The organism is Winogradskyella luteola (assembly GCF_019203985.1).
Taxonomy (GTDB): Bacteria; Bacteroidota; Bacteroidia; order Flavobacteriales; family Flavobacteriaceae; genus Winogradskyella; species Winogradskyella luteola.
On the sequence record NZ_JAGSPD010000003.1, the window covers coordinates 260,037 to 274,520 of the forward strand.

Consider the following 14,484-nt stretch of genomic DNA (forward strand, 5'->3'; position numbering starts at 1 on the left):
AGCCTAGCTTCTAATCATCTAGCTTCTAGTTTCTAAGTGGCTTACCAGTTTTTAACATGTGTTGGATTCTTTCTAAAGTTTTACGTTCAGTACAAAGTGAAAGGAAAGCTTCGCGCTCCAAGTCTAATAAGTATTGTTCACTCACTAAAGTTGGTTCAGATAAATCACCACCAGCCATAACATATGCCAATTTATTAGCGATCTTTTGGTCGTGTTCACTGATATAATTACTTGCATTCATTGCGTCAGTTCCAACTAAAAACATACCTAAAGCTTGTTTACCAAGCACTTTAATGTCTTTGCGTTTAACAGGTTGTGTGTAACCCAAATCTGCCAAGAATTTAGCCTGTTGTTTTGCAACAGCAATTTGGCGGTCTTTATTGACTACCACAATATCTTTCCCCTTTTGAAGAACACCTAAATCGAAGGCTTCATAAGCAGAAGTAGCTACTTTAGCCATTCCTATGGTTAAGAAATATTCTTGAAGTACATTTAATTCTACATCTCCTTTTCTAAAAGTATCTTGAGCTCTGAGTGCCATTTCCTTGGAACCACCACCACCAGGAATCACACCAACACCAAACTCTACAAGTCCGATGTAAGTCTCTGCTGCGGCAACCACTTTGTCTGCATGCATTGATAACTCACAACCACCACCAAGTGTCATACCATGAGGTGCTGAAACCGTTGGAATAGAAGAGTAGCGCATACGCATCATAGAATCTTGGAAATATTTGATTGCCATATTGAGCTCGTCATATTCTTGCTCGGCAGCCATCATAAAAATCATTCCGATGTTAGCGCCAACAGAAAAGTTTGCTGCTTGATTACCAACAACCAATCCTGCAAAATCTTTTTCAGCAATATCAATGGCTTTATTTAACCCAGCTAAAACATCACCTCCAATGGTGTTCATTTTAGACTGGAACTCTACATTAAGAATACCATCTCCTAAATCTTCAACAACTACACCAGAGTTTTTAAATACCTCATTTGATTTTCTGATATTATCTAATATGATAAAGCTGTCTTGACCAGGAATTTTTTCTTGTGATTTCTTCGGAATATCATACGCATAAGTTGCGCCATCTTTAACGGTGTAGAAAGATGAACTTTCTGATGTCAACATTTCTGTTACCCAAGCATTGGGTTCTAAATTTTCAGCTTTCATCATTTCGATACCAGCTTCAACCCCAATAGCATCCCAGATCTGAAAAGGACCATGTTCCCAACCAAAGCCAGCTTTCATGGCATCGTCTATTTTGTATAGATCGTCAGTGATTTCTGGAATTCTATTTGAAACATAAGCAAACAATGCGGCGAAACTTTTTCTGTAGAATTCACCAGCTTTATCTTTTCCTTTTACCAATACTTTAAAACGATCTGCAACTTTGTCGATGGTTTTGGTCAGTTCTAAAGTTACAAACTTGGCACGTTTTTTCTCCCTGTACTCCAGAGTGTTTAAGTCGAGCGAAAGAATTTCTTTTTTTCCTTCAGCAGATACATGCTTTTTATAAAACCCTTGTCCTGTTTTGCTTCCCAGCCATTTATTTTCCATCATTGTACTGATGAAATCTGGAAGAACAAATAATTCATTACGCTCGTCATTAGGACAATTTTCTTTTATTCCGTTAGCTACATGCACCAAAGTGTCTAACCCAACAACATCAACTGTTCTAAATGTTGCTGACTTGGGACGACCAATAACAGGACCTGATAGTTTATCAACCTCTTCAATGGTTAAGTCTAAATCTTTAACCGTGTGAAACAAACTCATAATACTAAAAATCCCTATTCTATTACCTATAAAAGCAGGTGTATCTTTAGCTAAAACAGAAGTTTTGCCTAAGAATTTTTCGCCATATTCATTTAGAAACTCTAAAACTGAAGCATCAGTTTTTGGGCCAGGGATAATTTCGAATAATTTTAAGTAACGTGCAGGATTGAAGAAATGTGTTCCACAAAAGTGTTTTTGGAAATCTTCACTACGACCTTCACTCATAAATTTAATAGGAATGCCAGATGTGTTTGATGTAATTAGTGTTCCTGGTGTTCTATGTTCTTCTAGTTTTTCAAAAACCTGCTGTTTTATATCTAAACGCTCAACGACAACTTCCATAATCCAATCCACGTCTGCAACTTTTGCGATATCATCTTCAAGATTACCAGTTGTAATTCGGTTTTCAAATGACGGATGATAGAGTGGAGCAGGCTTAGATTTTATGGATGCTGTAAGTGCATCGTTTACTAATCGATTTCTAACCACTTTATCTTCCAAGGTTAAACCTTTAGCTTTTTCTTTATCATTAAGTTCTCTTGGTACAATGTCCAACAACAAGACATCGACACCTATATTGGCAAAGTGGCATGCAATACCGCTTCCCATAATACCAGAACCAATAATGGCTATTTTTTTTATTCTACGTTTACTCATCTTATTTTAGAATGTGTTCTTTTTGATTGTATATTTTTTTATTAGAAATCATGTTATTGATAACTTCAGCAACTTCATAAAAATGATTTAATTTCTCTTCGGAAATATTTTGACGGATTGCATCATTAAATGTCAGTACGCGTTCTCTGGAATATTCTCTTTTTTCTTTACCAAATTCAGTTAAGAAAATAAGCACGCCACGACCATCTTCAGGGTTTGGTTTACGAATTATCAACCCTTTTTCTTCCATCATTTTTAATGTACGAGATAAGCTTGTGGCTTCCATTCCCATTTTTGGGCCCAAAGAGGTTGAAGGTGTTCCTTTTTCTGGGTCGATACTGAGTAAAGCAAAGCCTGTTGCCATCGTTGTATCGAATTTTGAAGCCTCCTCATTGTACATTTTGTTAACTGCTAACCAAGTGGTTCTCAGTACATAATCTATAGTTTTGTCTTTCATACTTTTAGATTGAACACCAAATATAATAAAAAATACTATGCATGCATAATAAATTTATTTAAAATTTAGTTATAAAAAAGCGCTTCTGAATCAGAAACGCTTATAAAATATTAATATATCTTATTGTTTGCTAGTCTACTTTTCCATTTACAAGACCTATTACTGCACCTACAATTGTTGCCATTACAATGGATATAGCCATATCTATAGCAAATTTCTCATAATCAACGGCAATATCCATTGCCATACCAAAGAAGTTAGCTATTAGCCCCATAAAAAGTCCGATTACAGCACCAGCTTTAGCACCACCAGCCAAGGTAGTTATTTGAGCCCATTTGTTGTAAATGTAAGACATGAAAAATGCAAATGCAAAACAACCAAGTGTAATGAATACCATTGCATTGCTGCCTTCTTCAGGTTGTGGAAAAAAATCAGCGAATAGAATACCATAAAATAGCCAGCCCAATAGCCAATCTACTACGCCTCCAACAAGTCCTGCAATTACAAAAGTTTTTGTTTTCATAATATTATATAATTTTAGTTAGTATACTCAAATATATAACAAAATACATAAAGTATTGTAAATCAGTAGGTAAAGGCTTACATGTTGTTTAAACTAACAATATCTTTTCGCGATTTTATGTTAAGTTTATTGTAAATAGAGCTCACATGTGATTTCACAGTGCTCACACCAATGTTGAATTCTTCTGAAATTTCTTTATTAGATTTACCCTCTACTAATAAGCTATATATTTTCCGTTCTTGAACACTTAATAGCTTTAATTGTTTATTTGCTTTTTTTCTTCTCGAGCCAACAATATAATTAATAACGTATCCCAATAAGAAGAAAAAGATTGCTGAAGTTACAATCCAAAAAGTTGAATTGGTATTTTCTTTTGGAAACTTAGAACGAAGCTCATTAAAATAAGATGAGTTTTCACTTTTCCATTTTTCGAGATAGCTCTCATAGAATTTTTGGTTTTCTAAATAAGAAGATTCAAATTTACTATTGGTTAATGCATATAATGAAACAATAGGGTGCGAAGCTGTATCTGCAATATTTCTAAGCTCTTCGTATATGGTTTTATTAATAAACTCCTTTTTTAAATTTCCTTTTATAGCGCTTATATTATCATTGTTTATAATATCGTGTACCGTCTTAAAATCAATATTTGGTTGATATCCATTAATGTTATAGTTGTAGAACAAACTATCTTTAGTAGCATTGTTAATGGTAATGCTAGAGTTCTTGTTAGCAATAAGGAAAATATGATTCTCTTCTTTTCCTCCAATGATTAATGAAGCTGCTGGTGATGCCTTTTTGGAAAGATGCAACCTGTATAGGTTATCTTGTTTAGGTAAGGACTCAGTAGAAAGATAAAAATAACCTGAGCTATCCACTTTTGCATCTGCGATTATGATCTCATTAGACATGGTGTACATATCTGTAAAAGATGGGATATGGGATAGGTAAACTACAGGTTTCCATATAGAATCTAACTGTAGTTTACCTTTAATTGATTGATTTAGTCCGTTTTTTGATTCTGATTGTGAAAAGCAATACTGATTCGATATAAAAATAGCGAACAACAAAAACCCAAATGATCTAAAACAAATGTGATTAATGTTGATTTTTGGTCTATTCATCGTGCAAAGAAGTACAAATTGAAACGTCTCCTATTACTTTATTTGGTACAAGTTTAATTACCCATTTTCCTTTTATGGGATCATCAATATGTTTTTGCATCTGACCACAGACTTGTTCTTTTTTTTGTGAACTGTTAACTTGGCTTTCGATAGAAAAATTACCCTTTTTATTTCCTTTAGGGTCGTAAAGTTCTACAGTTAAGTAACCAGATTTTACAGTACTGTTTATACTAACGTGCATTTTACTGGTGTTTTTGGAAACATCAATGACTATGTTTTCTTGATCTGAACTGTCATCAAATTGAATGGTACGGTTTAGGGATACAGCATTACAACTATGCTGACTTTGTTGTTGTGCTTGCAATAGTGTTGTAAATAGGAATAAGCAAGCAAAAAATTGAATTGATTTTTTCATGATTGATAAAATTTAAAATTAATACTACAAAGCTATTTTAATGCGTAGTACTTTTAAAATTTCATAGGTCTGAAAAAGGTAGTAATAAAGTTTTAAAAACGTGCTAATCCTTTAAATATTCTAAGGTCTGTAGATTTTTTCGTAGAGTGCATCGTACTTTTCTTTGATAATGCTTCGTTTCATTTTCATAGTGGGTGTAAGGTGACCTGCATCAATAGTCCAAGCATCTGGTGTGAGTTCAAAACGCTTAATTTGTTCCCATTTTCCAAAGTTCTTATTGTATTTGTCAACTTCTTTTTGGATACGTTTAATGACAATTTCTGAAGCAGAAATTTCCTGTTCACTTTTACCAATGGTATGTCCTTTATGGTCAATCCAATCTCTTACAAAATCAAAATTTGGCTGAATAATGGCACCAGGCATTTTTTCACCTTCACCAATAACCATTACTTGTTCTATGAACAAGGACTGTTTTAGGTCATTCTCTAATAACGTCGGGATGATGTATTTACCACCAGAGGTTTTAAACATTTCTTTTTTACGTCCCGTTATTTTTAGGAAGCCGTCTTCATCAATTTCGCCTTTATCGCCAGTATGAAAATAATCATCGGTCATTACACTAGCTGTTTTTTCTGGATCCTTGTAATAGCCTAGCATAACATTTGGTCCTTTTATTAGAATTTCTCCATCATCGGCAATCTTAACTTCAACATTGTTGATCGGTTTTCCTACAGTCCCTATTTTATAATGGCTATCCTTATACTTGCCAACGGAAACCACTGGTGATGTTTCGGTTAAACCGTAACCTTCCATAACTTTCATTCCTGCGGCACCAAATACCCTTGCCAATCGAGGCTGTAAAGCGGCACTGCCTGATACCATAGTACTCAATTGGCCACCAAGCGCATCCCTCCATTTACTAAAAATGAGTTTGCTAGCTATTTTTAACTGAAACTCATACCAAGCACCATTTTTACCATATGGCTCCCAACGTTCGCCTAAGCCTACTGCCCAGAAAAACAATCCTTTCTTTATTCCTGAGAGTTCTTCACCTTTAAGCATTATTTTATCGAATACTTTTTCTAGTAATCGAGGTACAACACTCATTAGATTGGGATTAATTTCTTTAGCGTTATCTCCAATTTTATCCAATGCTTCAGCAAAGTAAATTGAAGTTCCGGCATATTGATAAACATAAATTAGTACACGCTCAAAAATATGGCATATTGGTAAAAAACTTAATACGCGTGTTTCTCCCGATGGTGGAAGCGGTACTCTTGGTGAGCTATCTAGAACATTGCTTGTTATATTCCAATGCGATAACATAACACCTTTTGGTTTTCCTGTAGTACCAGATGTATAGATGATGGTTGCCAGATCATCTGGCTTTACAGCATCTTTTCTGGCTTCAACCTCAGGTTGATTGATTTCATCTTTACCGAGTTCGAATAATTCTGAATAGTGCTTACAGCCTTCAATATGATTAAATGAATAAACCTCCTTAACAATGGTATTAGCTTGTACTTTTCTTACCTTTTCAAGAACCTCTTCATCCGAAACAAAGCAATAAATCGATCCGCTATGGTTTAATACGTATTCATAATCCTCAGCAGAAATGGTTGGGTAGATTGGAATATTTTGAGCCCCAGTTTGTAGGATTCCAATATCCATAATATTCCATTCCGTTCTGTTTGTAGAAGAAATAATAGCTATTTTATCATTTTTCTGAACTCCCATTTTTAAAAGTGCGCGACTCACGGTGTTTGCCTTGTCTAAATATTCTTTAGTGGACATCGGAGTCCATTTACCGTCATACTTGGTTACCAAAGCACTTTGACTTGGCTTGTGCTTGAGTTGATAATATGGGAAATCGAAAAGGCGTGTTACTTCTGTCATAATCTTAAATCAGCAAAATATTATTAGGAGTTTTACGAAAATAAGAAAATTAAGATTAATTATTCTGAAGTACTGAAATTAATCAGCTTTGAAAAGATTTTGGTCTATGGTATGGTAAAAGGGCTTTAATAAGTTAAAGCCCTTTTGAATTATGATACTTTTCACCCTAACTACTAATAAAATTTAAGTAATAACCCTAAGTGATTAATCAATATCATTAGTAAAAAAGTACCAGGTCAAATGTAAAAACAATTTATGACCAAATAATGTAAATTATCGAAATTTTATTTGAATATTTTTTAAAGTTGGGTAATTAGATTTTTAAATAATCTTTAAGTAATTGTTACAAGAAATGCTTTCGAGCTTTTAATACAGTTTTTGTATTATTTGTTTTCTATCCATAGTCTTGCATTTACAAAAGCTTCTAACCAAGGAGAGACATCATCCTTTCTGCCTTCAGGGTAATTTGCCCAATTCCATTGAAACGTTGATCGCTCAATATGTGGCATAGTTACTAAATGTCTTCCTGTGGCATCACATAGCATTGCTGTGTTGAAATCTGAACCATTAGGGTTATGTGGATAGCCATCATAGCTATATTTTGCCACAATATCGTATTGGTCTTCAGAATAAGGAAGGCTAAACTTTCCTTCTCCATGAGAAATCCAGACTCCTAAAGTTGTACCTTCTAAAGTGGATAGCATTACAGAATTATTTTTCTGAATTTTTACCGATGTAAAGGCACTCTCGTGTTTTTGAGAATCGTTATGAATCATTTTGCCATGAACTTTATGGTCTGGATTAATTAGATCTAACTCCATCCAAAGTTGACAGCCATTACATATACCAACAGACAGAGTATCTTCTCGGGCAAAAAAATCTTTTATGACTTTATTGGCCTTTTCATTGTATTTTATAGCTCCAGCCCAACCTTTTGCAGAACCTAAGACATCAGAATTACTAAAGCCGCCAACAGCACCTAAAAACTGAATATCCTCTAAAGTTTCTCTACCAGAAATTAAATCGGTCATATGTACGTCCTTAACGTCAAATCCAGCCAAATACATGGCATTTGCCATTTCGCGTTCTGAGTTGCTTCCTTTTTCTCTTAATATTGCAGCTTTTGGTCTTACTGAATTTACTTGTGGAAGTTGACCTGTAAAATTTGCTGGAAACCTATATTGTAAAGGTTGATTTTTATAATTTTCAAATCGCACATCTGCTAAATCATTTGCAGTTTGTTTACGGTCGAGTAGAAGCGAAGTTTTATACCACACGTCTCTTAATCGAGAGACAGTCATTGTAAACACTTGGTCGCCATTGATGACACCCAAAAGATCACTTTGGGTTACGTCACCTATTTTGCAGAATTCAATATTTGCTTCCGATAATTCTGCTTCAATTGAAGCATCTTTTGATTGAATGACAATACCTGCATTTTCGGCAAATAATACCTTAAACGCATCTTTTTCATTAAGACTTGTGATATCTAATTCTGCACCAATATTATTATCGGCAAAACAAAGCTCTAATAATGTTGTAATCAATCCTCCTGAAGCCACATCGTGTCCTGCAACAATTTGATTATCTTTAATTAATTTCTGAATGGTATTGAATACCTTTTTTACATAAGACGCACTTTTTACCGAAGGTGTCGTATTTCCTATTTTATTATTAATCTGTGCAAAAGAACTGCCTCCGAGTTTATAAGCGTCTTGCGATATGTTGATATAGTATATTGAGCCTTTTCCATGTTGAAAAACAGGTTCTACAACTTTTGTAATATCGTTACAGTTGGCAGCAGCTGAAATAATAACTGTGCCTGGAGATATAACATCACCATCAGGATATTTCTGTTTCATGGACAGTGAATCCTTTCCTGTAGGTACATTGATGCCCAAATCAATTGCAAATTCTGAAACTGCCTCGACAGCTTTATATAATCTGGCATCTTCACCTTCATTTTTACAAGGCCACATCCAATTTGCAGATAACGATACACTTTTTAAACCCTCTTTTAATGGTGCCCAAATTATATTGGTCAAAGCTTCGGTAATTGAATTTCTGCTTCCAGCAACTGGATTAATTAATCCTGAAATTGGTGAATGCCCAATGGATGTTGCTATTCCTTCCTTTCCTTTAAAGTCAAGAGCCATAACACCAACATTGTTTAGAGGTAATTGTAGTGGTCCAACGCATTGCTGCTTGGCTACTTTACCACCAACACAGCGATCTACTTTATTTGTCAACCAATCTTTACATGCTACGGCTTCGAGTTGTAAAACTTGATCTAAATAATGGTAGAAATTATCTTTATTATAAGAAAGGTCACTATAGTTTTTTTCTACGGTATTATCTTTCATTATCGTTTTTGGAGAACTGCCAAACATATCTTCCAAAGCCAAATCCATTGGCTTATCTCCGTTGGTTTTAGATTCAAAACAAAAATGTTTATCGTCTGTAACATCTCCAACAGTATAGAGCGGAGATCTTTCACGCTGTGCAATTTTACCAATATGGTCAAGGTTTTTCTCTGCGATCAGTAATCCCATACGTTCTTGGGATTCGTTACCAATAATTTCTTTTGCCGAAAGTGTTGGGTCACCAACTGGCAATTGGTCTAAGTCTATGCAACCACCTGTGTCTTCAATAAGTTCGGAAAGGCAGTTGAGATGGCCACCAGCCCCATGATCGTGTATGGAAATAATCTGATTGTCATTGCTTTCCACCATACCACGTACAACATTGGCTGCACGTTTTTGCATTTCAGGATTAGAACGTTGAACTGCGTTAAGCTCAATTCCTGAGGCAAACTCGCCTGTATCAGCAGAAGAAACTGCCGCACCTCCCATGCCAATTCTATAATTATCTCCACCGAGAACAACGATTTTATCACCTGCTACAGGCGTGTCTTTTATGGCCTGATCTAATTTGCCATAGCCAATACCTCCAGCTTGCATAATAACCTTGTCATAGCCCAGCTTATCTCCTTGTTCTTGATGTTCAAAAGTTAAGACCGAACCACAGATTAAAGGTTGACCAAATTTATTCCCAAAGTCCGAAGCTCCGTTTGAAGCTTTTATGAGAATATCCATTGGTGTTTGGTACAACCATTTACGCTCAGGAAATACTTTTTCCCACGGACGCTCATCATTTAAGCGAGAATAAGATGTCATATAGACCGCAGTACCAGCCAAAGGAACAGACCCTTTTCCACCAGCTAATCGATCTCTAATTTCGCCGCCAGAACCTGTAGCTGCACCATTAAAAGGCTCTACTGTTGTTGGGAAGTTGTGTGTTTCGGCTTTTAATGAAATAACAGATTCAAAATCTTTTGTAGCGTAATAATCTGGAATATCGGCACGTTGAGGGGCAAATTGCTCAACAACTGGTCCTTTTATAAAGGCTACATTGTCCTTATAGGCCGAAACAATATCGTTAGGATTTTGTTTTGAGGTTTCCTTTATAAGTTTAAATAAGGATGTTTCTTTTTCTACATTGTCAATAACAAATGTACCGTTGAATATTTTGTGACGGCAGTGCTCTGAATTGACTTGCGAAAATCCAAAAACCTCAGAATCTGTTAAAGGTCTCCCTATTCTTTTTGAAACATTTTCTAAATACTCGACTTCTTCATCACTAAGAGCCAAACCTTCTTGCAAGTTATAAGCAGCTATATCATGTATATTTTGGATAGCTTCAGGCTCTATGTTGATAGTGAATATATCTTGGTTGAGACACGAAAATTTTTCAGAGATCATTGGGTCAAAACCTTTGAAATCTTCAGTTACTGATGTAAACTCTTCAATTCTTAAAATATCTGAAATACCCATGTTCTGAGTTATTTCAACAGCATTGGTACTCCAAGGGGTGATCATGGCTGCTCTTGGGCCAACAAAAAAAGCATCAATTGATGCTTTTTCTATTTTTGGCTGATTGCCAAATAGCCATGTGAGTTTAGAAATGGTTTCAGTCGATAATTCTTTTGTTGCCTGCCCGTCGTCATCTAGGCGGGCTTGAACAGCAAAAACTTTACTGTTTTGGTTTCCAAAGAAATGAATCATTTAGGTTTTGTGTTTGGTGTGAAAAATAAAAACACAAAGTTAATCCATTTTGTGATATTCTAATCAAATATTGAAATCCAAATAGTGAAGTATTCAACAAGTTTTAAACAAAAAAGCAGCTGTACTTCAACTATGCTCAGTAATCAACTGCTTGTATTGTTTAACGTTAAGATATTAATTCTTAACTAATCGTTTAGTAATACTAGAATTTTCTTGAGATATTTTTAAGATATAAATTCCATTTTTCAAGGCCTGTAAATTTAATGCTTTGGATGTATTTATCATTTTGGTATAGACACGTTTGCCTAAAACATCATAGATTTCTACATTGGTTTCTACATCAGATTTTAAGTTGATGTTTAACAGAGATTTTATAGGGTTTGGAAATATATTAATATTTTGATCCTTAAATTCTGTTGCGCTTAGTATGCCACAAGTCCAAGATAAATTGTCAAATCTTACTCTATTTGATGGATTGCTATTATTATTGATGTTCAAAGTATTGAATGGGTTTATATCTACATTGATTGTTGTTGTAGTTGGCGTGTCATTATAAGGAATTGTTCCTACAATATTTCCATTAACTACCAAATCAAACGTACCAGAATCGCCACTAAAAACACGTTGAGTTGTTACCGTAACAGTTTCAATTAAATCACTGAAGTTATCTGTATATTGCAATGTCCCATTTCTTATGGTTATAGCTCTACCATCTAGAGTCTGGTCTGTTCTGGCATCAGTGGCATTGAATGTAAAACCATCACTGCCAACCCAGGAAAAATCTGAATATTGACTCGAAGCAGCAGGTATGTTCTCAAAGGTCTCGTTGATACAATTTAAATTTGTATTGCCATTGTCTGTGGTAACTTCGCAAGACTGATTGCTAAAGTTAGATTCATTACCAGCGGCATCTCTCGCTTTTATAGTAAAACAATACAGTGTATCTGCGGATAAGCCAGTAGCTATTGTGTTATTGGAAACACTACCAGTGTTAAAAACAAACGAGCCATCGATATAAATATCGTAAGAAGTGACCCCAACATTATCAGTGGATGCCGTCCAGTCTAAATCTACAGTAGTATCTGTTGGGTTTGAAGCTACTAAGTTGATTGGATCAGAAGGAGCTTCAGTGTCTGGGGTAGTATTCCAAATTAAATCCACATATTGAGGATTGTCTACAAAGGGATTTCTGTTATTTTGATGATTGTAGTAAATATTGTTATTTCTGTCAATTTCTTTTTGTGACACAGGATCATTTTGATGCCACGTAATCAAAATACTTAAGAAAGGATCTGCGATGGCTTTATCTGAACTTCCATCAAACATAGGATAAGCGTCCCAAGATGAAATTTGATCTTCATAACGTGTTACGAAATAGAAATAAATTCGAGCTATATCTCCTTTAAATTCGTCAATCGGTTCAAATACTGTTGCAGAATATCCAGCGGAATATCCACTGTTTAGATTGTTTCCAAGTTTAGATCCGTTTTGGGTCGGGTTAGAAATTCCGGATTGGTTTACTAATTGATTATCATCAACACGTCCAAATGGAAAATTACTTCTAAATCCGTTAACACGACCATCAGTTGGAATTAAATGATGCGCATCACTATACATTGGTAATTGCGAATTAAATACTGACTGTGGGATAACATGCTCTTTATTATAGCAATCACCTTCGCTATTGAAGTTGCCACATTCATCCGAAACAGGAGAATAATTATAGGGATCATTTCCATTTGGATTTTCAGAGTACATATCTAAAATGGTGTTATCTCCATTAACCTCGTAATAGAAATCTCTTTCGTAAGTAGCGTTAAAAGGATCTAACGAGTTGTAGGTCTGCTGATTGTGCTCTTCTTCAATAGTATTGTTTATTTCAGGATCATCAATATCATTAATGATTCGTTTTAATTGTGTTTTTAAGGTATATCCAGTACCGGTAGCATGATCGTAATAACCAGCAGGTATTTGAGCAAATCCCAATGCTGATGTTAATATTGCTAATAGTAAAATGTAAATGTGTTTCATCTATTTAAATTTTTACAAAATCGGTTTTAAATCACTAATCATATTGGTAGGTATTAACGACCTTTATTTGCCAAATGCCCATTACGGTATAGTATTTTTTAGATTATTTCTTTTCTAATAATGCCATGTAAAAGCCATCATAACCAGATTTATGTGCTAATATTTTTTTATCCTTTGCAAGTTTAAACTCTTTACCGCTTTCCGAAGTTAAGAAATTATCAACTTGTTTTTCATTTTCTGATGGTAAAATAGAACAGGTGGCATAAACCATTTTTCCGCCAGGTTTAACCATTTTTGAGTATTGTTCTAAAACTTCAGATTGTGTTTTCTTAATATTATCAATAAACTCTGGTGTGAGTTTCCACTTAGCATCTGGATTACGTCTTAAAACACCCAAACCGGAACACGGTGCATCAATCAATAGGCGATCTGCCTTTCCATATAGTTTTTTAATAGGCTTGGTAGAGTCAATGACTTTCATCTCAATATTATGAACACCGTTGCGACGTGCTCTAATCTTGAGTTTTTTCAATTTACTTTCGTAAATATCCATAGCAATAACTTGACCCTTATTTTGCATTAAGGCTGCTAAGTGTAATGTTTTTCCACCAGCACCTGCACAAACATCAACAACTTTCATGCCTGGTTTTACATCCAAAAAGTCGGCTACGAGTTGTGAGGATGCATCTTGTACCTCGAACCAACCATTTTTAAAAGCTTCGGTTTTAAAAACATTTGCACGTTCTCTTAATTTTAGAGCATAAGGATGGTTTGGTAATGTTTCAGTTTCTATATCTTCAGATTGAAGTTTAAGCTGCAAATCTTTTTTATTGGTTTTTAGGGTGTTTACTCTTAGAATGACATCGGCTTGCTCATTTTGCATGGCGATTTCATCTGTCCATATATTTTCGCCTAGTTCTTTAATTCCTAAGTCATCCATCCAATCTGGTACACTCTCGCGATACTTCCTAATTTTAGACAATTCATCAAAGCGCCCTTTGATTTTTCGGGTAGGTGTATCCGTAAAGTATTTCCAATCGGGTAGTTTAATGCCTTTCAGTGTTGCCCAGACAGCAAAAATACGCCAGAGATTATCTCTATCGTAAGGGGCTTTTACATTAGCAATTTCTGCATAGAGTCTTTGATAACGGACAATACTATAAACCGTTTCTGCTACAAAACCACGATCGCGACTTCCCCAACGCTTATCTCGCTTTAGCAATTGCTGTATCACTTTATCGGCATATTCGCCTTCATTGAAGATTTTATGTAAACCGTCAATTACTGCAAAGCATAAATTTCTGTGTAATCGCATTTTTATTAAGTTTTCAGTCTCAGTTTCCAGTTAACCAGATATAATGTTGGTTACGTACATTTAAGCAATTGTTCGATATGATTATATTGGTGGCTGATAAAGAGCACGCAAAGGTAATATAAAAGTTGAGATACAAAGTAGTGGACATTATAAAGTGTAATCTTTTATTGTAAATTATTTGCGCAAGTTTTTTGTTGTGTTTGCATCTAAATCTAATTGTACTAA

General features: G+C 34.9%; 9 protein-coding genes. All 9 read right to left on the bottom strand.

The annotated features are described in order from the left end of the window. Positions 1-25: 25 nt before the first annotated feature. Positions 26-2,434 carry a 3-hydroxyacyl-CoA dehydrogenase/enoyl-CoA hydratase family protein gene (locus KCG49_RS05280; RefSeq protein ID WP_218545152.1) on the bottom strand — a complete coding sequence of 803 codons (2,409 nt, stop codon included), beginning with the start codon at positions 2,432-2,434 and terminating at the stop codon, positions 26-28. Position 2,435: 1 nt separating this feature from the next. Then, entirely contained in the window at positions 2,436-2,891 is a 456-nt protein-coding gene (locus tag KCG49_RS05285) for a MarR family winged helix-turn-helix transcriptional regulator (RefSeq protein ID WP_218545153.1), read from the bottom strand. Between the two features lie 130 nt (positions 2,892-3,021). Next, positions 3,022-3,414 carry a hypothetical protein gene (locus tag KCG49_RS05290; RefSeq protein WP_218545154.1) on the bottom strand — a complete coding sequence of 131 codons (393 nt, stop codon included), beginning with the start codon at positions 3,412-3,414 and terminating at the stop codon, positions 3,022-3,024. Between the two features lie 77 nt (positions 3,415-3,491). Next, entirely contained in the window at positions 3,492-4,538 is a 1,047-nt protein-coding gene (locus KCG49_RS05295) for a response regulator transcription factor (RefSeq protein ID WP_218545155.1), read from the bottom strand. Beyond that, positions 4,531-4,953, bottom strand: coding sequence for a hypothetical protein (locus KCG49_RS05300; RefSeq protein ID WP_218545156.1), 423 nt, complete (start codon positions 4,951-4,953; stop codon positions 4,531-4,533). The genes KCG49_RS05295 and KCG49_RS05300 overlap by 8 nt, the downstream gene beginning before the upstream one ends. A 120-nt stretch (positions 4,954-5,073) precedes the next feature. Continuing rightward, positions 5,074-6,849 carry an AMP-dependent synthetase/ligase gene (locus tag KCG49_RS05305; RefSeq protein WP_218545157.1) on the bottom strand — a complete coding sequence of 592 codons (1,776 nt, stop codon included), beginning with the start codon at positions 6,847-6,849 and terminating at the stop codon, positions 5,074-5,076. A gap of 383 nt (positions 6,850-7,232) precedes the next feature. Beyond that, positions 7,233-10,913 (bottom strand): phosphoribosylformylglycinamidine synthase, encoded by a 3,681-nt coding sequence (gene purL / locus KCG49_RS05310; protein WP_218545158.1) that lies wholly within the window; start codon positions 10,911-10,913, stop codon positions 7,233-7,235. 174 nt (positions 10,914-11,087) lie between these two features. Next, the gene (locus KCG49_RS05315; protein WP_218545159.1) at positions 11,088-12,944 is read right to left on the bottom strand and encodes an endonuclease; all 1,857 of its coding nucleotides are present in this window, start codon (positions 12,942-12,944) and stop codon (positions 11,088-11,090) included. Positions 12,945-13,047: 103 nt separating this feature from the next. Then, a complete protein-coding gene (locus tag KCG49_RS05320) occupies positions 13,048-14,259 on the bottom strand; it encodes an RsmB/NOP family class I SAM-dependent RNA methyltransferase (protein ID WP_218545160.1) in 1,212 nt (403 codons plus the stop codon). Positions 14,260-14,484: the final 225 nt, after the last annotated feature.